This window comes from Thiocapsa marina 5811 (assembly GCF_000223985.1).
Taxonomy (GTDB): domain Bacteria; phylum Pseudomonadota; class Gammaproteobacteria; order Chromatiales; family Chromatiaceae; genus Thiocapsa; species Thiocapsa marina.
On sequence record NZ_AFWV01000011.1, the window covers coordinates 63,603 to 83,339 of the forward strand.

A 19,737-nucleotide genomic window follows, 5' to 3' on the forward strand; every position below is an offset into this window, starting at 1 on the left:
GAATGATTGTATTGCGACGCACGTCGAGCCGAGGTTTTTTCGAAGACGACATCGGCCGTATCGACCGATGACCGCCCTCTCGAGACACTCAGTGTGATTCGCCCGCTGGCTTGACGATGCGCGTCGCTATTTCTTTTTGGGGCCCAGCACCATGACCATTTGGCGTCCTTCCATCTGGGGTTGTTGTTCCACGACACTGAGGGCTGCAAGGTCGTTTTCGATCCGCTTCAAAAGCTCTAGACCGAGCTCCCGGTGCGCATGCTCGCGCCCGCGAAACCGCATGGTGACCTTGCCCTTATCCCCTTCGTTGAGGAAACGCGTCAGGCTGCGTAGTTTGACCTGATAGTCTCCTTCGTCCGTTCCCGGACGAAACTTCACTTCCTTGATCTGAACCTGCTTCTGCTTTTTCTTGGCTTCGTTCTTCTTCTTCTTCTGGTCGAAGAGAAATCTGCCGAAGTCCATGAGACGACACACCGGGGGCTCCGACGTCGGAACGATCTCGACGAGATCGAGGCCCGCTTCCGTGGCCATCTCCAATGCCTCGCGCGTATTGACGACTCCGACCTGGTTTCCGTCCGCGCCGATCAGACGTACTTCCGGTACGTTGATCTCCTTGTTGACGCGGTTTCTCTTTGGTGCAGCGATAGCGGGTTCCTCCAAAAGCACTGATAGACACGACACGCACGACGCGCTCGCGGCCCCTTGGTCGGGCCGGGCGTCAGTGGGTCCGGTTCGCGATCTCTTCGCTCAGACGGTCGATAAAGGCATCGAGCTGAAGGATTCCGAGATCCTGGCCCGCACGGTCGCGGACGGCAACGGAGCGGGATTCGACCTCCCGATCACCGACGACGAGCAGGTAAGGTACTCGTTGCAGGGTGTGCTCGCGGATTTTAAAGCCGATCTTCTCGTTTCTCAAGTCCGTCTCGACCCGGAAGCCCTTCCCGCGCAAGGTCTTAGAGACCTCTTTGACATATTCCGCTTGCCGGTCCGTGATATTCATCACGATCGCTTGGGTCGGCGACAGCCAAACCGGCAACTGACCCGCATAGTGTTCGAGCAGAATACCGATAAACCGCTCCACCGAGCCCAGGATCGCACGATGGATCATCACCGGGACCTGCTTGCTGTTGTCCTCGGCGATGTAGTGCGCACCCAAGCGCCCGGGCATCGAGAAGTCCACCTGGATGGTGCCGCACTGCCAGGCGCGACCGATGCTGTCGTGCAGGGTGAATTCGATCTTGGGGCCATAGAAGGCGCCCTCGCCCGGCTGCACCCTGTACTCGAGCCCCTTCGCCTGGAGCGCCTGATCGAGCGCCGCCTCGGCCTTGTCCCAGAGATCGTCGCTGCCGACGCGCTTCTCCGGCCGCAACGACAGGGCCAGCTCGATCTCGGTGAAGCCGAAGTCGCGATAGGTCTCGAAGACCATGTCGATCAGGGTCGCGACCTCGTCCTGAAGCTGCGCCTCGGTGCAGAAGACGTGCGCGTCGTCCTGGGTGAAGCGACGGGCCCGCATCAGACCGTGCAGGGTGCCGGACGGCTCGTTGCGATGCACAACGCCGAATTCCGCAATGCGCAGCGGCAGGTCACGATGACTCTTGAGCCCTTGGTTGAAGAGCTGGATGTGACCGGGACAATTCATCGGCTTGATCGCGTAGTCGCGATCGTCCAGATGGGTCGTAAACATGCCGCCGGCGAACTTATCCCAGTGTCCGGAGCGCTCCCAGAGCGAGCGGTCCAGTACCTGCGGGGTCTCGACCTCTTGATAGCCATACTCGTCGAGCTTCTCGCGCATGTAGCCTTCGGCCAGACGGTAGATCACCCGCCCTTTGGCATGCCAAAAGGCCATGCCCGGCGCTTCGTCCTGGAAGTGGAACAGATCGAGCTGCTTGCCGAGCTTGCGATGATCGCGCTTCTCCGCCTCTTCCAGACGATGCAGATAGGCCGCCAACTCCTTCTTGTCGCGCCACGCGGTGCCGTAGATGCGCTGGAGCATGGGGTTCTTCGAATCGCCGCGCCAGTAGGCGCCCGCGAGCTTCGTCAACTTGAATCCGTTGCCCAGCTTGCCGGTGCTCGGCAGATGCGGCCCACGACAGACATCGAACCAATCGCCCTGACGATAGACGGAGACCGCCTCGCCCTCGGGGATGATGTCCTCGATGATCTCGACCTTGTAGTGCTCGCCGAGCTCCGCGAACACCTGTTTGGCCTGCTCGCGACCCCAAACCTCCCTCACGATCGGCAGATCCCGCTTCACGATCTCGTGCATGCGCGCCTCGATCGCCTCGAGATCCTCGGGCGTGAAGGGCTCGTCGCGAGCGAAGTCGTAATAGAAGCCGTTCTCGATGGCGGGGCCGATGGTCACCTGCGTGCTGGGATAGAGCTCCTGCACCGCTTGCGCCATCACATGCGCAGCGTCGTGACGCAGCAGCTCGAGCGCGGTCTCCTCGTCCTTGTTGGTGACGATCGCCAACGCGGCATCCTGCTCGAGGATGAACGACGTATCGACCAAGACGCCGTCGACCCGACCGGCGAGAGCGGCCTTGGCCAGACCTGCGCCGATCGAGGCCGCGACATCCCGAACGGAGACAGGGGCATCGAATTGACGCTTGGATCCATCGGGAAGGGTGACGAGAGGCATAGCGAAACCTTAAAGCGTCAGTGGTGATCGATACGAGGGATCACATGAAAAAACCGCCAGCCCCAGCACGGTGCCGCCCGACGGAGATCGGGCGGCTGACGGCCGGAGCTGGCGGCTGATGTTTGGTAGGCGCGATTGGACTCGAACCAACGACCCCCACCATGTCAAGGTGGTGCTCTAACCAACTGAGCTACGCGCCTGTCGTTGCGAGCCCGGAATAATACAGGCCCCTACGATCTTTGCCAAGTCCTTTTTCTATCGACCCTGGACTGCCTGTACGGAGGATCGCGGCTATGCTTGACTCGACCAAACCACGAGGCGGTGCCCGAGAGCACTCCGACATGACACGCGCGGCAAAGATCGACGCACCCGCCACCTCGCCCGACACCGATTTTCATGCTTGGGCGCTCCACACGGCCGAGGCCATTCGTGCACGCCGGTCAGAACCCGAGCCTACGTCCACGTCTTCCCGAGATCGTGGCGGACGTCTACGGCAGCGCCCGTGCCATGGCCGAGCGCGACACCGGGATCGACGAATCGACCTTCCCGGTTTCCTGCCCGTGGAGCCCTGGCGAGATCCTGTCGGAATCCTTCTTGCCGGAGCACGACTGAATCATCGGGCGCCTTCTCGTCGCCCCCCCTTTGCCGCCTACCCGACGGCGCTCCGAATCGATCGCGAGTGGCTTGTTATACTGCACGGATGTCCGCAACGAGACGCCGCCGATCCATGACCACCATCCGCGAAACCGATTTTGTCCAAAGCATCGCCGACGCGCTGCAATTCATCTCCTACTATCACCCGCGCGACTACATCCTGGCCCTGACTGCCGCTTACGACATCGAGGAATCGCCGGCCGCAAAGGATGCGATGGCGCAGATCCTGGTCAATTCCCGGATGTGCGCGGAGGGTCACCGCCCGATCTGTCAGGACACCGGCATGGTCGTGGTCTTTCTGAAGATCGGCATGGAGGTGCGCTGGGACGCGACCTCGGGGATTCAGGAGATGGTCGACGCGGGTGTGCGCCGGGCTTACGGCCATCCCGACAATGTGCTGCGCGCATCCATGGTCTCGCCCCCCATCGGTGAGCGCAAGAATACCGGGGACAACACGCCGGCCGTCGTGCATGTCGAGCTGGTTCCCGGCGACCGCGTCGAGGTGCGTCTGGCGGCGAAGGGCGGCGGCTCCGAGAACAAGGCGAAGTTTGCGGTCTTGAACCCGAGCGAAAGCCTGGTCGACTGGGTGCTCAAAACGGTGCCGACCATGGGTGCCGGCTGGTGTCCGCCCGGGATGCTCGCCATCGGCATCGGCGGATCCGCGGAGAAGGCAATGCTGCTCGCCAAGGAATCCCTGATGGAGCACATCGACATCCACGAGATCAAGGCGCGCGGACCTGCGAACCCCATCGAAGCCCTGCGCCTGGAGCTGCACGAGAAGGTCAACGGGCTCGGCATCGGCGCGCAGGGCCTCGGCGGGCTCACCACGGTGCTGGATGTGAAAATCCTGACCTATCCGACCCATGCCGCCTCGCTCCCGGTCGCCATGATCCCGAACTGCGCGGCAACGCGACATCTGGAATTCACGCTCGACGGCACCGGCCCGGTTGCGCTCACGCCGCCGAGCCTGGACGATTGGCCCCCGATCACTTGGGACGCGGCCGCCGGGGCGCGTCGCGTCCATCTCGACGGCCTGACCCGCGAGGACATCGCGACCTGGCAGCCGGGCGAGCGCCTTCTGCTCTCGGGCAAGCTGCTGACCGGCCGGGACGCCGCGCACAAACGCATCGCCGATCTCCTGGACCGCGGCGAGCAACTGCCCGAAGGCGTGGATCTCACCAACCGCTTCATCTATTACGTCGGCCCTGTCGACCCCGTGCGCGACGAGGTCGTGGGTCCGGCCGGGCCGACCACGGCCACACGGATGGACAAATTCACCGACCAACTGCTCGAGCGTACCGGCCTGATCGGGATGATCGGCAAGGCCGAGCGCGGTCCCGCGGCGATCGACGCCATCAAGAGGCACGGAGCGGTCTACTTGATGGCCGTCGGCGGCGCGGCCTTCTTGGTGGCCAAGGCGATCAAGTCGTCTCGACTCATCGCCTTCGAGGATCTTGGAATGGAGGCGATCCGCGAATTCGAGGTCGAGGACATGCCGGTGACCGTCGCCGTCGACAGCCGCGGCGATTCCGTCCATCAAACCGGGCCGGCCAAATGGCGCAGCAGAATCGGGCTGATCCCGGTGGAAGTCATCTAATCCGCGCCAGCTCCGACAGTCGTCGGAGCTGGCGTGTTCAATCCACTTCAATACGTAACGCATACCGCGCAGGGCGCGGTTTAGCGGAGGTGATCGAATGGAAACCTATCGTGCATTCCGGATTCATCAAGACGCGCAGGGCCACCGCGCCGGTTTCGAGGCGCTCCCCAAGCAGGCCCCCGAGACGGGCGAGGTCCTGGTTCGAATCACCCATTCGAGCGTCAATTACAAGGATGCACTCGCCGGCACCGGACGCGGCAAGATCCTGCGCACCTTCCCTCTGGTCGGCGGAGTGGATGCGGCCGGCATCGTCGAGCAGTCCAACGATCCGGCCTACCGTGCAGGCGATGCGGTCCTCGCCACGGGCTGGGGCCTGAGCTTCGACCACGACGGCGGCTATGCCGAATATCTGCGCGTCCCCGCGACCTGGCTGACTCCGATTCCGACCGGGATGGACCCGCGCTCGGCCATGATCCTGGGCACCGCAGGATTCACCGCGGCGCTCGCGATGCACCGAATGCAGGTCAACGGCCAGCAACCCGAGATGGGGCCGATCCTGGTGACGGGCGCAAGCGGCGGGGTCGGCTCCATGGCGATCGCCATCCTGGCCCGACTCGGCTACGAGGCGGTCGCACTCTCGGGCAAACCGGAGCTCGAGGACTGGCTGAAGTCCATCGGCGCCGCGCGCATTATCGGACGCGATGCACTGGCCGAGGCGAAGCGTCCGCTGGAAAAGGCCCTCTGGGGCGGTGCCATCGATAATGTCGGCGGCGAGACCCTGGCGCAGATCACGCGCACCACGGTCCCGAACGGAAACATCGCCAGCATCGGGCTGGCCGGTGGCCATCTGCTCGAGACCACCGTGATGCCCTTTATCCTGCGCGGGGTGAGTCTGCTCGGCTGCAACTCGGTGGACGTCCCGCAGGCGTTGCGCACCGAGCTGTGGCGGCATCTGGCGAGCGACTGGCGACCTGCCGACTTGGACCTGTTGCTCGGGGAGACCGTCGATCTGGATGGACTGCCCGGGATCTTCGAGGCGATGCTCGCAGGGAAGACGCATGGGCGGATCCTGGTGGAGATCGCGCCAACGTCCCGGCGAAAAACGTAGGGTGGACGAGCGAGAGCGAAGTCCACCGAACTCCGCGCCGGCGCTGGTGGACTGCGCTGCGCTTGTCCACCCTACAACGCTTGTCCCTACAACGCGTGTCCAGCCCACAACGCCTGTTCACCCGACGGCGCGGAGTTTTCGACGTGGCCGGCGTGATGAGCACGGTTCAACAGACGGCGCAACTTGCGCCTGCTGTCCTCAGCACAACCTCCGGACTGGATTCGGGAACCGGCAACGCAAAGACGCGAAGGGCTCAACTAAAACGGCCCGAGCATGCGACTCGGGCCGGTCTGCGCCCGATCAGGACGCTTTCTTGTAATAGTGGTGAATCTCGTCGTCGCGATAATGGCTGTCGGTCCAGCAGCGCGGCAGCAACTCGTCCGAGATGAACATCAGCTCGGCCTTCTCGAACGACTCCGGCTCCTGGGCTTCTTCGCCGTAGTGATAACGCCCGACGATCTTCGGGTGCATCGGGTTGAACAGGTCCCGCTGACTCAGGACCTCGATCATCTTGCCGGTAGTGCGATGTTTGAGAAACATGGCTTGACCTCCTGCGCAAGGGATTGACCCGTTATCCTTCAGTTCAAGTATGACACTGCGTCGGCCCTTCGCAAGGTCAGGCCATTCCGGGCCGGACCGGCTGGCATCAGTTGCCTTGATCGGCCGCCTGTGCCGGTGTCAATGTCTTGATCGACAGGGCGTGCAGCTCCCCGCTTGCGATCTGCGGCTTGACGGTGTCCATCACCAGGCGCTGCTTCTTGATCGGCGTGAGGCCCTCGAAGACCTCGCTGACGACGACGGCGTCGAAATGGCTCCCGTCTCCGGAGACCTGGACCTCGGCGCCGGGGATACCCTGGCGGATGAGTTGTGCGACTGCTTCGATTTCCAACGGTAGCTCCTAAACCGCGCCCGGCGCGGTATGCGATGATTCTGGATGGGATTGGTTCCGGCAGACTTGGCGACTGCCGGAGTCGGCGCGGTTTAAGGTCTTCAACAATATATCTTTTTAAACCGCGTCCCCGCGAAGGTCCGTGGACACACCAAAGGTCGATGTCGCTCGAAAGTGAGCATCTCGTTCCGGGCGCGGTTTAATCGCCTTGATTCCTATTGACGATCCGGCGAGCGGGCGCGCTCGCCACCAATCCCGTTAGATGAGGCTTCCCCTGCACGGAGCAAGCATACGAGCTGGCCACGCGGAACGGGCAAGGCTCTTTCCGGCTCGTCAACGGACCCGCACACACACTACCCCAAACGGTGGACCCAGACCCGCTCTTCGCCGGGATCGAGCTTCCTGGCCTGCGCGATGTCGCGGCCGTGGTGCGAAAAAAGGATCACCTGCGTCTTGGCGGAGAGGTCTGCTAGGGTCGCAAGGGTGGCGAGCGCGCGCTCGTCGTCGAATTGAATGAGGATATCGTCGACGACGAACGGCATCGGCTCGGCGGCTTGGAGATACTGCTCCAGGTTGGCGAGGCGCAGCGCCAGATAGAGCTGATCGCGGGTGCCCGTGCTCATCGCCTCCACGCGCAGTCGCTCCCCGCTGTTGCGCAGACCGACCAGGACGGGCTGGTCGGCTTCGTCGAAATCGGTCTCGACCGCGCTGAAGGCGCCGCAGGTCAGGCGCGCGAAATAGCGGCTGGTCCACCCGAGGATCGGGTCGCTGTTTTGGCGTCGGAAGCGTTCGATCTCGTCGCGCAGAATGCGCGCCGCGAGCTTGAGGCGGACATACTGCTCGGCATGGGTGCGGATGCCGGCGAGGAGCTGCTGGGATTCCTCGGCGAGCGCGGCGGCGGTACCCGCCCCGCCCATCGCCTTGAGTGCACGATCGGCATCGGCCTTCTCTTCGATCAGCACTCGGTGCGCGGGACGCAGCTCCTGCTCGAGGCGCGCGTCGATCTCCGCCAGCCGCATGACGACCCGATCCTGATCGACCGCAAACGCCTCGTGAGCGAGCGCCTCGATCCCGAGACCGTCACCGGCCCGCATGAGTGCGCGCTCGACATCCGCAAGCTCGGCGGCCAGTCGTCGTCGATCGCGAACGCGCTCCTCGATCAGCGGCAACTGCTCCGGCGCTTCGCAGGCGGCCTGGCGACACAGCTCGGCGAGGACGCGATCGGCTGCCGCGATTGCCGTCTCCGACTCGCGAATGTCCTCCTCGGCGCGCTCCTCCTGAGTCCGCAGCTCTTCGAGTCGCGTTTTGAGCGCCCGTTGCTCGCCGAGCCGCGCGTACAACGTCAAGATCGCCTCCTCCACCGGACGTCCAAGCAGATCCACCGCGAGCCGACCGAGACAGTCCTGGGTCTGCGCGAAGAAGGCCGCGGCATCCCGATCGATGCCGGCGATGCGCGTTCTCAAGAGCGTCGCGGCCTCGATCTTCGCCACCGCATCCGCGATCGCCTGAAGATCGTCCGAGACCTCGCCGGGACCGGCATCCGGCGCGAGTCCGAGCTCGGACATGAGCGCCGTCCAGTCCGCCTGCCATGCGGCATGCGCCGTCTCGGCGTCCGACAGCTCGCGGCTCAGAAGTCGAGTACGCCCCTGCAGCTCCGCGACCTCGTGCTCCAGCGCAAGGCGCACGCGCGCGCCCTCCTCCGCGGCACGCCGTCGCGCCTCCGCCAACCCGATGAGCCCGCCAAGCTCGGGCACGGCGAGTGCCGGGGATCCAGGGTCGAGGGTCGTGTCAAGGGCGCCGAGAGCGCTCAGGAGCGCCGCGCGGTGCGATGCCCGCAACGCCTCGCGGGTCTCGATGCGTTCGCGCACCTCGTCGGCCTGGCGGATCCGCTCGCGAAGCCGCGTGGCGCGCGCAAGCCACGGCAGCATCTCGGACGGCGGCAGCGGTGTCAGGCCGCAGGGCGACCAGAGCCCATGCCATGCCTCCTCGAAACGGGTGACAGACACGGTCAGATCGGCCAGTGCGCGCTCGGTCTCGTCACGCTCATGCTGCGCGACCTCCAGTCGTGCGCGGGTCGTCGCGCGCTCATGAACACGCCCGGCCTCGCGACGCAACCGATCGGCGACCTCGTCGGCCCCGTTCAACGCGCCCTCGAAGGCATCCGCAAGGGGAGCATCGGTGTCGTACAGCCGCGCCTCGGCGCCGACATCCTCGCCGCCGAGCCATGCCCGTTTCACGAGCGACCAGCCTCGATCGCGATGCGCGCGGGACTGCGTCAGATCCGCCTCGGACGGCACCGAGCCGCTCAGCTCCAGCACACGCAGCGCCTCCTCGCATCGCAGACACTCGGTCAGCGTATCCGAACGCTTCGATTCCAAGGCCTGTCGTTGCTCGTTCAGCGCGCGGGTGTCCTCCGCGAAGCGTCGCAGACTCTCCTCGTCCGGCAGCGGTGCAGCAAGCAGATCGGCCAACCCGCCCGACCACAGACCAAGTGCGGACAGTCCCTGCTCGCACGCCTTGTGTTGCGCCGCCAGCGCCAGACGCTCCTCGATCAGCGTCTGATCCAGGTCTCCCGCGCGTCGCGCCGCATCGAGCGCGGTCTGCAGATCGGTCGAATAAACCTCTCCGGGCAACTCGGCCAGCGCCCCGGTGCGCAGCCCGAGGCGCTCTTGCGTCTCGGCGAGATCGGCGCGTGTCTTGGCGAGCGCGTCGATCACGGCGGCCTTGCGGGCTCCGAGATCGGTCGCACGGCGTCTGCGCGCAAGCAGCGGCGTCAGTCGGGGCGGATCGGCAGACGCCGGATCGCGCGCAAGGTCCGGCCGCACCTGCTGCAACAGCGCGCTCGCCTCGGACTCTCGGCGCGCCAGCTCGGCGAGCAGCTCGGTGCGATCCTGCGCGGCCTTGCGATGGCTGCCGAAGCGCTCGCGCAGGTCGTCGATCGTCTCGGACTCCCGGAGCAGGTCCTCCGACACGGCATTGATCAGCTCGCGAACGAGCACGCGCAACCCGTCGAGCCGGCGTTGTGCATTGGCCCTGGCCTCGTCGGCACGGGCCTGTTTCGCGACCGCCTCCTCGCGGCGCGGCGCGAAATCCTCGGCAAGCACGGGCACGGGTCCGATCCCCTCCAACTGCTCCTGCAGCCGGGCCATGCGCACCAGATCCGGGAGGGTGCGCCGAATGCGTTCGAGCCGGCTGCGCTCGAGCGTCATCTGTGCGATCTCCGCGTCCATCGCCGCCAGCTCGCGAATCGCCCGATCAAGCGACGCCTTGGCCTGCTCCCACTCGCGCACCGAAAGGCTCGCCTCGCGCACACGGCGCTCGGTCTCGCCGAGCTCGCCGATCAGGACGTTGATCCGCGGCTTGGACGCGCGCGGCAGAAAGAGTCCGTTGGCCTCTTGATCGAGTCGATCCAGCACCCGGCGAACCGCGGTGGCGCCGAGCGCGGCCCCGAACAGCGCCTCGGCCTCCCTGCCCCGCTCTTCGAGCAAGGTCTGACCGCCGCCGACCAGGCTCTCGTAATCGATCCCGAAGAGACGCTCGAACAGGCCGTCGTCGACATCGCCCAGGAAGGGCGAGAGCGCATCCTCGCCGATCGCCTTTCCGTCCGGATCGAGCAGGGTGCTTTTGCGGCCCTTGCGTCGGAGGAATGCAAGCTCCTCGCCGTTGCGGTTGCGCAGACGCCCGCCGAGACGCAGCTCCTGCTTGCCGTGTCGGAAGTCATCGCGGGTGCGCTCCTGGATCCCGAAGAGCAAGCCGCGCAGGGCCCGCAGGGCCGAGCTTTTTCCGGCCTCGTTGGGACCGAAGACCAGGTGCAAGCCCTCGCGGCCGCCGCTCAGATCGAGGCGATGGTCCGTGAAGGGGCCGAATGCGCGAAGGTCCAGCTCGAGGATCTTCATCCGGCCTTCTCCTGCGGATCGCCTTGACCGCGCAACCGCTCCGCCAGGAGCGACTTCACGTCCTCGAGACAGCCCGAAAGATACTCGGGTTCCGACGGATCGAACGGGTCATCGCCCCCGCGCAAGGCGGGCGGCAGCTTGAGTGCAAGCGCCTCGAGCTCCGCGCTCAACGCGGCGAGACGCTCGCCGTCGACCTCCAAGGCGTGGATGGAGCGCAGCAAGCCCCCGAAGGCATCCTCGCGCGGGGATTCCGAGAGCGGCGCCGACGGACGCGTCTCAAGGACCAGCTTCTCGATCCAAACATCCGTCAGGCCCGCGGAGAACGCCAGGGCACGGCACTCGTTGACTAGGCGCTCGTGCTCGGCATGGAGGCGCGAATGGATCGGACTGCGCCCGACGAGACGCAGACGCGCGGCGAGAAGACGGCCTTCGGCCGCATCCGAGGCGTCGGCAAGCGCCTGTTCGACCCGCGGGAAGATCTGATCCAGGTTGTGCGCATCGGTCACGTCCACCGGACAGATCGCCCAACGCACGACGTCGAGCGACCGCGGCTCGATCTCGACGACCCCGCCCGCTTCCACCCGCACCAGGGTGCAGCCTTTCGGACCGGTCTCCCGGATATGACGGCCCTGGATGTTCCCGGGGAAGAGGATGTGTGGGTCCTGCGCGATCAGCTCGCGCTGGTGGACATGGCCGAGCGCCCAATACTGGTACCCTTTCGCTCTGAGTCCGTCCGCGGTACAGGGCGCGTAGGGCTCGTGGCCGGGTCGCCCGTCGAGCGAGGTGTGGAGCAACCCGATATTGAAGAGTGCACGATCGCCTTGCGGATAGGCCCGGCTCAGGTCGTCCGTCACCGCGCGGCTCGGAAACCCTTGACCGTGGATGGCCACGCCGAGGTGCTCGAGGACCCACGTCTCGGGCGCGCGCGTGGCGAAGACCGAGAGATTGGGCGGCGCTCGCAACGCCTTGGTGATCTGGCTCGCGGCATCGTGGTTGCCGGCGATCAGGAAGACCGGGATGCCGTGATCGTTGAGACGACCCATCTGGCCCGAGAAGAACAGCCCGGTGTTGTAGTCCCGCCAGTCACCGTCGTAGACATCGCCGGCCAGCAGGACGAAGTCGACCGACTCCTCGATCGCGAGTGCGACCAGATTTTCGAAGGCTCGACGGGTTGCCCCGCGGATCTCCTCGACGGGTGCACCCTCGTAGCGCTCGAGTCCGCGCAGCGGGCTGTCGAGATGCACATCGGCGGCGTGCATGAACTTAAAGGCCATCTACTCGCTCCGTGTGTTTCGGTCCGTGACATCGATGGCGGACTGTGGTGAAGAGACCGACTTGCTCGGCTCGATTTTCGAGGCCGCAGCGCCATATCCGCGTTGTGCATGTGCGGTTCGAATGCGTGCTCAGCGATCAACTCAAACACGAGAGGCCGCCGATGACCCGATCCCGGATGACTCAGCTCGAGAGATCGGAAACGCCGTCGCACGAGCGAGGGATCGACGCCGCGCGCGCCTGGTCGTTGATTTTGAGTGCCGCGCGACTGGCGCGCAACGCCGCCTGGTCTCTCGATCACCCGCTTGCCCTGCGCATCGCGCCCGACGGACGCGTATCGCCCGTCGACCCGGCGCATCGCGCGCAAGCGGATCTGCTGTGGCTGCCGCATGCGGGTTGGCAACCTGTTGCGCACGCCGACGATCGGCATCGCGACGATCAAGCACTCGCCCTCTTCGAGCTCTATCTGCCCTTGTGCCGCCCGCAACCGGGCCCGGCGAACGTCATCGCCCACCTCGGACAGAGCATCGACGGATTCATCGCCACGGCCGACGGGGATGCCCGCTTCGTGACCGGGGAGGCCAATATTCGCCACCTGCACCGCATGCGCGCACTCAGCGATGCCGTGCTGGTCGGGGCCGAGACCGTCGCCGCGGACGATCCGCGCCTGACCACGCGGCTGGTCCCCGGGCCGAATGCAGTCCGGGTGGTTTTGGATCCGCGACGACGCCTGTCCAGCGAGCGTCATCTGTTCAACGACGGCGAGGCCGAGACCCTGCTCTGTTGCGATCTTGCCCGCATCCGGCGCGGAGAGACACGCCACGGCCAGGCCGAGCTGATCGGGGCGCCGGTCGCGTCCGACCGGCTCGATCTGGGCGCGCTCCTGAGCGCACTCGCCGCGCGGGGTCTGCGCAGGGTCTTCATCGAGGGCGGCGGGGCCACGGTCTCGCGGTTCCTCCAGGTCGGATTGCTGTCGCGCCTGCAGATCGCGGTCGCCCCGCTCGTGATCGGCAGCGGTCGGCCGGGGGTGCGATTGCCGCCGACCGAACGCTTGGCGGATGCCTTGCGCCCGGCCACACGCATCTTCCGTATGGGCGAGGATGTGCTCTATGACTTCGATCTGAGCGCGGGAGCGCCTGAGCCTTCCGCCGATGCGATCCCCCAAAATACGATCAACGAAGACACGGTCACCCACGATGTGCTCAGCCGAGCGGAGCTCTCCCGCATCCGCTAAACCCCGTCCAGAGCGACATACTCGTTTTCGAGTGAGCTCAACGTGTGGCGCATCCACGACACTTGACGGGTAAACGGTTTAAAATGATATATGTTTTAGAATCTTAAACCGCACCGGCTCCAGCGGTCATCAAGTCCGACGAGGCCGATCCCATCCAAAAGCATCGCATACCGTTCCGGGCGCGGTTTAAGCCCGCGACGGAATGGCGAGAAGATCGCGATGACCGACGTTGATTCGAGAACAGCCCCGCTCGACGGCAGCGAGCCGAACCGCCTCCCAGTGCGCGATCGCCGCCTGATCCGAGGCGGCTGCCTCCTCGCAGGCCGCCCGGGACCAGCCACGGATCAGAGCCGACTGGAGCTCCCGCTCGGAACGTCGAATCCGCCAGTCGCTCGTTCGAACCTCGACCCAATATCCCTGCGCGGCCGCCAAGATCGCCAGCCGAGCGTTCGCGCCCGGTCCCAGCGCTGGGCCGAAGCCCTTGTCGCGTCTCTGGTGGCGATTCACGGCCTCGATGACCTCGCGATCGCCGCTCAAGGCGGGCTCGAAGGCGACACGCCCGTCGTAGGTCAAGGCCATCAGGATCGGCGCTCGGGCCTTCGCGCACTGCGAGACCAAGCGCGTGAGCCAGGTCTCCGACACCAGGTCGAGCAGCGCCGAGGCCGTGACCAAGCCAATCCCGTCGATCGGAAGCTCGGCCGAATCGGGCGCGAGGTCGAATCGCCGGGTCGTCAGCGTGCAGTCCAGACGAGGCTCCGCCCCGGTGACCCGCCGAGCGGTCGCGTCCCAAGCAAACCCCGATGCCTGCGCCCAGGCTTGGGTCTCGTCCGCCAATCGATCCAAGAGCTCGGCATCCACATCCAGACAGAGCCACGCCTGGGCACCGCCCAAGGCCGGCGCCAGGGCACGCAGGTTGGAGCCGGTGCCGCACCCCAGGTCGAGCACCTTCAACGGCGGTCCCTTCGCGAGATGCGCACGCAACAAGACCGGAAGATCCGCCGCGCGAGCACGCTCATCCGCGGGTCCGCGCAGTCTCAACCAATCGACGTCGAAGTCACCCATCGCACACCTCGTCGAGAACATCCATGAAATCGGCGCTCGCAGCCTCCCATGAGCGGAGCTCGGCGCGCGCCGAGCGTGCGCCCGAGGCAAGCCCGGCGCGCCGCCTCGGGTCGTCGAGGACCTGCGCCAAGGCGGCGCGCAGGGCAGCAGGATCGTTCGGCTCCACCAAGAGCCCCGCATCCCGGGGCATCAGATTCGGGATCGGTCCGACCCGGGTACTGACGATCGGTAGACCGCGCGCCAGTGCCTCCGTCAAAACCATCCCATAACCCTCGAAGCGTGTCGGCAGGACGAAGAGATCGGCCCGATGATAGAGCGCCGCGAGGCGAGACTCGTCGACCTCGCCCGTGAATCGAACGCGCCCGCTCAGGCCCAAGTGCTCGGACAAACGCTGCATGGCCGCGCTCGTCGCGGGGCAGCGGCTCAGGCTCCCGACGCAGTCGAGCCGCCAGGCTCGGTCCGTCAGAGCGGCGAGCGCATGCAGGAGGATGTCGTGACCCTTGCGCGGTGTCACGGCGGCGACGCACAACAGGTTCGGCACGGACGCCCCGGATCCGACTGCAAGAGGCGCGGCATCCGTACCGGGCGCCACCACACGGATCCGGGCCCGCGAGACCCCGTACTCGCCGACGAGTCGATCCGCGGTGGCGCCGCTGGTCGCCACGACCATGCGCGCTGTGGCCAAGGCAGCGCTCTCGCCGCGGCGCAACGCCTCGACGCGCGCCGGGGAGAGGCCCGTTTCCAAGGCGAGAGGGTGATGGACCAGGGCGATCAGGCGTAAGCGGCCTTGATGGCGTGCTGCACTCTCGCTCAGCAACCCGAAGGCCAATCCATCGACGACAACCCCGGTGCCGTCCGGGATCCCGGAGAGACAACGTTCCGCATCCACCAATGCCGCGCCTGTCGGGCGTGGAAAGCTCTCGTCGAGGCGCTCGGTCTTCACCGACCGACCCGCACCGATCAGTCCGTGAATGATCCGTCGATCATAGCGATAACCGCCGGTCGGTGTGCTCGGATCGCCCGGTATCAGGAACGCAAGCGTACCCGCAGCGCTCACGGGCGCGCCGCAGGCGGCAGCTCCGAGGCATAGGCCGCCCAAGCGACGTGCGACTCGCTCAACTGCACGCGCAGGGCCGTGATCGCCCCGGCGCCCTCGCCGAGCGCGCCGGCGCTCAACTGCGCGGCCATGCGATCGAAGATGACGCGCGCGAGGAACTCGGTCGAGGTGTTGCGGCCCTGAAAGGCCGGCTCCTCGTCCAGATTCCGATAATCGAGATCGGCCAAAATCGCTCGCAGCGTCTGACTGGCGAGACCGATGTCGACCACCAGGCCGTCCGCGTCCAGCTCGGGGCGACGGAACTCGACATCCACCACATAGGTGGCCCCGTGCAGTCGCTGTGCCGGTCCGAAGACCTCCCCTCGGAAACTGTGCGCGATCATGATGTGGTCGCGAACGCAAACGCTGTACATGGTGTCTCCTGTCCCGAACGTTGTAGATCCAGAAAAAACGACCGAAACGCATACCCTACCTCGGGCCAGCCGCTCCATCGCGTGGTTGTCGCGCCCGGCCGCGAGAAACGCGCGGTGCTCGGATGCGAGGTCGAGGCCCCGAGCGCCCGATCATGGGTAGCGGATGCGGTGCATCAGGGCATCGCTCGAACCCGTTGCCAGACGTGCCTGTACGGCGGGCAGATCATCGAAGCCATCCTCCCCGCTGATCAGATGATCCAGCGCCGGATCGGCGAGCAGCGACAGCGCAAGAGCCAGGCGCCGTCGATAATCCCAGCGAGCGCGCTGTGCCGTCGCGACCTGGCCGACTTGCGAGGAGCGCAAGGTCAGGCGGCGCCGGTGGAAGGCTGCGCCGAGCGGCAGGGTGACCTGCTTGGTGCCGTACCAGCTCAGCTCGAGGATGGTCGCCTCGAAGCCAGCCAGCTCGAGCGCCTGCTCCAGGCCTGCCGAAGAGCCGCTGGCGTGGATGACGAGATCGGCATCGCCGCGCGCATCCCCCGGCAGAGCAAAGTCGACACCGAGCCGCGCGGCGATCTCGGCACGGCGCGGGTCGATGTCGATCAGCTCGACCCGACAGCCCGGGATCCGCGCCGCCAGCCAGGCGCCGAGCACGCCCACCGACCCGGCGCCGATGACGGCGATGCGATCGCCGATCCGGGGCGCGGCATCCCAGAGCCCGTTGACGGCGGTCTCGAGGTTCGCCGCCAAGATCGCGCGCCCCGGCGGGACCCCGTCGGGAATCCTCTGGAGGGCCTCGATCGGGACGCAATAAGCGCTCTGGTGGGGATAGAGACAGAACACGGTCCGCCCGATCCATTCCGCCGGACCGACCTCGACACGGCCGACGTTGCAATAGCCGTATTTGACGGGCCACGGAAAGTCGCCGGCCTGAAAGGGAGCGCGCATCCCCGTGTATTCGCTCGGCGGAACCTCGCCGCGCAACACCAGCGCCTCGGTCCCCCGACTGATGCCCGAGTAGAGGGTCCGCACGAGTGCCTCGCCCGGACCGGGCGGGGCAAGCGGCTCGTCGCGCAGCTCGCCTTGCAGGCGGCCGGTGACCCAGTAGGCGCGTGCGGACAGCACCGGGGGCGATCGACTCGCGTTCCCACTCGACTCACCGGGCATAAATGTCTCCCGAGTTGGCGGTGTGCGGCAAGGCATCGAGCCAGCGGCCGATCGCCGCGGCGTCGACCCAAGCGTCGTGCGCGAAGACGTAGGACTCTCCGAGCGCGGCGTTGAATCGCGCATAGCCCAGTCTCGAGCACTCTGCCAAGGCACGATGTCCGACGTCCCTTTGGATCGTCGTGAACTCGAACGATAGGGCATCCGCGGGTCGGGTCAATCCGCCGAGCACCTCGGCCTCGTAACCCTCGACATCGATCTTCACGAAGCGCGGCATGCCGTGGCGCTCGATCAGATCGTCCAACCGCGTACAGGCAACCTCGATCGCACCGTCCCAATGCTGCGACTCCCACCCCGACGCACCCCGCGCCGCCGAGATGAAGCCCGTCGAGAGCGTACTCACCGTCGGATTGGCGCGATTCACTTGCAGCTGCGCCCGACCGGACGCGCGTCCGACCGCGCTTGCCTCGATCCGTACCGCCGGGTCGCGTCCGTAGAGCCAACGCAGCGTGCGCACCATCATCGGCTGCGGCTCGACGGCCAACACCCGGGCACCGATGCGACGAAAGGCGCCGATGCGATCGCCGACATGACAGCCGATGTCGAAGGCCAGATCGTCCGGGTCGAGAAAGGCGCGATAGAAGGCGTCCATCCGCGAGCGACGCCGGTGCAGATAGTAGATCCTCAACGACCGCGCGACACCGAGGAGGGCGCGCAGGCCGTCTCTCGGGGCGTTGCCGCGATCAGTCGCCACCGATCGCATCCGCCGCCACCGTCTCCGTGGCCGCAACATAGGCGCGTCGACGGCCGGCCCCGGGAAGCCCGAGCGATTTGATCAATTCCGGCGGATCGACCTCCTCCGGGATCCGCCAGAGTCCAACCCGCGCCAGCCACGCGCCGAGGACCGGCCACGCGGTCAGCACGGCGATGGGCACGGCGAGGAGGGCGCCGAGGATGAAGGGTGACACGAGAACCGCCCCGCCGGCGTCGCTCGAGATCAACCAAAGCATCCCCGCGAACCCGAAGAGGGTTTGTGGCCAGAGTCGACGCAATGCCAGCGTCGGCTTCAATCGATGGGTGTCGCGACGCTGCGGCGACCAGACGATCGCCTTGCCGAAAACGAGCCCGACCATGAAGAGCGTGTGGGCCAAGGCCATGACGGGCGCAAGCAGGGTCGAGAAGAGAATCTCCCCGAAGGCGCCCGCCAACAGGCGCGGACCACCGCCGAAACCCGCGCGGCCCTCCCGGGAGAGCAGCAGACTGCCCAAGGTCGCGAGCTTTGGCGCAAAGACCATCGTCATGACGAGCGCGAAGATCGACCAGCCGAAGATCGGATCGAAGACCGGACCGGACTGCGGCGCGTGTCCGATCTGCAGGGCGGCGAGCGTCATGAAGACGACCCATGCCGGCGAACCGATGAACATGAGGATCGCAAGCACCAGCTGAACCCGCCCGATCGGATGCAGACCCGGCGTCCCGATCAGGCGCAGGTATTGAAGGTTGCCCTGACACCAGCGCAGGTCGCGTCGGATGAACTCGATCAAGGTCGGCGGATTCTCCTCCCAGCTTCCGCGCTCCTCGGGCAGCACCCGCACCTCGTAGCCGGCCCGGCGCATCAGCACCGCCTCGACCTGATCGTGACTCAGGATCCAACCGCCGAGCGGCGGGCAGCCCGGCAGCGGGTCGAGCCGGCAATGTGCACGAAAGGGCTGCACGCGCAGGAGTGCGTTGTGTCCCCAGTAGGGTCCGCTGTCGCCCTGCCACCAGGCGCTGCCGAGCGAATAGGAGCGCATCCCCAGACGCATCCCGAACTGAAAGATCCGCGCAAAGGCACTCGTGGCCGGCAGTCCGACGACAAGACTCTGCAGAATCCCCAGACGCGGGTTGCGCTGCATGATGCCCACCATGCGCAGGATGGTCTCGGGCGCCATCAGGCTATCGGCATCCAAGACCAAGGCGAAATCGAACCCGTCGCCCCCATGGGTCAGAAAATCCCGAATGTTTCCCGCTTTGAAACCGGGGTTGTCCCGGCGGCGCCGATACCGGATGCTCATCTGCCGAGACCAGCGCTCGCGCAGGTGCTCTACCCCGGCCTCTTCGGCCGCGATACATTCGGGCCACGTGGAGTCGCTGAGCACGAAGATCTCGAATGCGTCGGCGTGTCCCGACTCGACGAGTCCCTGGATCATGTGATCCAGGTGACGCACGACCCGCTCGGCATCTTCGTTTCGGATGCAGCTCAGGATGGCGGTCTTGCCGGCGAGGGCGTTCGGCGGGTCACACTCGAGCGGACAGACCACGGCTGCGGGGTCGGGATGACGACGCATCAGAGCGAAGCCGACGACGGCATTCCAAAAGCCGATAACGGTCCAAGGCAGCGTCAACCCGAAGCACAGGGTCAGGACCGCGTCGAGAAGGTCGAAACCGCCGCTCGACAGGGCTGCGATCATAAGGGCGAGGGCAAAAACGACCGTGGTCATCACCGAGAAGAAGAACAACGCGCGGCGGCGCGACATCGTTTCCGCATCGGCGCCAAAGCCGTCCGGTCCGGTGTCGTGCTCAGGGGTCGAGGCGCGATCCGTCAGCATCCGATACTCCGTACAATTTAATGCCACATCGGCGGGCCAAAGGGCCTGAATGATCGGTCTCACGGGTTCGGACCGCGACCGTATGTCGGCTTGGATCGAAAATCTCTTCGCCAGCGAGGTAGTTCGGTGCTAAGACGGGGAAGTCAAGAAAGAGTCGATCGGCGTGCC

The 19,737-nt window shown here is 66.0% G+C and carries 16 protein-coding genes and 1 tRNA gene; 4 read left to right on the forward strand and 13 right to left on the reverse strand.

The features are described 5' to 3' along the window. Nucleotides 1-126: 126 nt before the first annotated feature. From infC to THIMADRAFT_RS16360, 3 genes are all read right to left on the reverse strand, one after another. A complete protein-coding gene (gene infC / locus THIMADRAFT_RS16350; RefSeq protein WP_040731927.1) occupies nt 127-660 on the reverse strand; it encodes a translation initiation factor IF-3 in 534 nt (177 codons plus the stop codon). Between the two features lie 58 nt (nt 661-718). Further along, nucleotides 719-2,638: a threonine--tRNA ligase gene (thrS, locus tag THIMADRAFT_RS16355; RefSeq protein ID WP_007194186.1), complete on the reverse strand. Its 1,920-nt coding sequence runs from the start codon at nt 2,636-2,638 to the stop codon at nt 719-721. A gap of 123 nt (nt 2,639-2,761) precedes the next feature. Beyond that, nucleotides 2,762-2,838, reverse strand: a tRNA-Val gene (locus tag THIMADRAFT_RS16360). Nucleotides 2,839-3,067: 229 nt separating this feature from the next. Between THIMADRAFT_RS16360 and THIMADRAFT_RS16365 the strand changes: the two genes are divergently transcribed. The 3 genes from THIMADRAFT_RS16365 to THIMADRAFT_RS16375 all read left to right on the forward strand — a co-directional run bounded on the left by THIMADRAFT_RS16365 (nt 3,068) and on the right by THIMADRAFT_RS16375 (nt 5,997). Continuing rightward, nucleotides 3,068-3,250: a DUF29 family protein gene (locus THIMADRAFT_RS16365; protein WP_007194187.1), complete on the forward strand. Its 183-nt coding sequence runs from the start codon at nt 3,068-3,070 to the stop codon at nt 3,248-3,250. 115 nt (nt 3,251-3,365) lie between these two features. Then, nucleotides 3,366-4,889, forward strand: coding sequence for a fumarate hydratase (locus tag THIMADRAFT_RS16370; RefSeq protein ID WP_007194188.1), 1,524 nt, complete (start codon nt 3,366-3,368; stop codon nt 4,887-4,889). 97 nt (nt 4,890-4,986) lie between these two features. Beyond that, entirely contained in the window at nt 4,987-5,997 is a 1,011-nt protein-coding gene (locus THIMADRAFT_RS16375) for a YhdH/YhfP family quinone oxidoreductase (RefSeq protein ID WP_007194189.1), read from the forward strand. Between the two features lie 300 nt (nt 5,998-6,297). On the opposite strand, the gene THIMADRAFT_RS16380 is transcribed toward THIMADRAFT_RS16375, so the two are convergent. The 4 genes from THIMADRAFT_RS16380 to THIMADRAFT_RS16395 form a co-directional block, all read right to left on the reverse strand. Then, the gene (locus THIMADRAFT_RS16380) at nt 6,298-6,537 is read right to left on the reverse strand and encodes a hypothetical protein (protein WP_007194190.1); all 240 of its coding nucleotides are present in this window, start codon (nt 6,535-6,537) and stop codon (nt 6,298-6,300) included. A 106-nt stretch (nt 6,538-6,643) separates the two neighbouring features. Further along, entirely contained in the window at nt 6,644-6,886 is a 243-nt protein-coding gene (locus tag THIMADRAFT_RS16385) for a BolA family protein (RefSeq protein WP_007194191.1), read from the reverse strand. A 353-nt stretch (nt 6,887-7,239) separates the two neighbouring features. Continuing rightward, nucleotides 7,240-10,782, reverse strand: coding sequence for a YhaN family protein (locus THIMADRAFT_RS16390; protein WP_007194192.1), 3,543 nt, complete (start codon nt 10,780-10,782; stop codon nt 7,240-7,242). Then, nucleotides 10,779-12,056, reverse strand: coding sequence for a metallophosphoesterase family protein (locus THIMADRAFT_RS16395; RefSeq protein ID WP_007194193.1), 1,278 nt, complete (start codon nt 12,054-12,056; stop codon nt 10,779-10,781). Before THIMADRAFT_RS16395 ends, THIMADRAFT_RS16390 begins: the two co-directional genes overlap by 4 nt. Before the next feature lie 161 nt (nt 12,057-12,217). Here THIMADRAFT_RS16395 and THIMADRAFT_RS16400 point away from each other — a divergent pair, with 161 nt between their 5' ends. Further along, a complete protein-coding gene (locus THIMADRAFT_RS16400) occupies nt 12,218-13,288 on the forward strand; it encodes a RibD family protein (protein ID WP_007194194.1) in 1,071 nt (356 codons plus the stop codon). 186 nt (nt 13,289-13,474) lie between these two features. Here the strand turns inward: THIMADRAFT_RS16400 and THIMADRAFT_RS16405 are convergent, their stop codons facing one another. The 6 genes from THIMADRAFT_RS16405 to mdoH all read right to left on the reverse strand — a co-directional run bounded on the left by THIMADRAFT_RS16405 (nt 13,475) and on the right by mdoH (nt 19,569). Next, nucleotides 13,475-14,350: a class I SAM-dependent methyltransferase gene (locus tag THIMADRAFT_RS16405; protein WP_007194195.1), complete on the reverse strand. Its 876-nt coding sequence runs from the start codon at nt 14,348-14,350 to the stop codon at nt 13,475-13,477. Continuing rightward, a complete protein-coding gene (locus THIMADRAFT_RS16410) occupies nt 14,343-15,407 on the reverse strand; it encodes a glycosyltransferase family 4 protein (protein WP_007194196.1) in 1,065 nt (354 codons plus the stop codon). Before THIMADRAFT_RS16410 ends, THIMADRAFT_RS16405 begins: the two co-directional genes overlap by 8 nt. Then, entirely contained in the window at nt 15,404-15,820 is a 417-nt protein-coding gene (locus tag THIMADRAFT_RS16415; RefSeq protein ID WP_007194197.1) for a 6-pyruvoyl trahydropterin synthase family protein, read from the reverse strand. The genes THIMADRAFT_RS16410 and THIMADRAFT_RS16415 overlap by 4 nt, the downstream gene beginning before the upstream one ends. Nucleotides 15,821-15,970: 150 nt before the next feature. After that, a complete protein-coding gene (locus tag THIMADRAFT_RS16420) occupies nt 15,971-16,984 on the reverse strand; it encodes a zinc-dependent alcohol dehydrogenase (RefSeq protein ID WP_007194198.1) in 1,014 nt (337 codons plus the stop codon). After that, a complete protein-coding gene (locus tag THIMADRAFT_RS16425; protein WP_007194199.1) occupies nt 16,974-17,744 on the reverse strand; it encodes an FkbM family methyltransferase in 771 nt (256 codons plus the stop codon). The genes THIMADRAFT_RS16420 and THIMADRAFT_RS16425 overlap by 11 nt, the downstream gene beginning before the upstream one ends. Continuing rightward, the gene (mdoH, locus tag THIMADRAFT_RS16430) at nt 17,725-19,569 is read right to left on the reverse strand and encodes a glucans biosynthesis glucosyltransferase MdoH (protein ID WP_007194200.1); all 1,845 of its coding nucleotides are present in this window, start codon (nt 19,567-19,569) and stop codon (nt 17,725-17,727) included. The genes THIMADRAFT_RS16425 and mdoH overlap by 20 nt, the downstream gene beginning before the upstream one ends. Between the last annotated feature and the right edge of the window lie 168 nt (nt 19,570-19,737).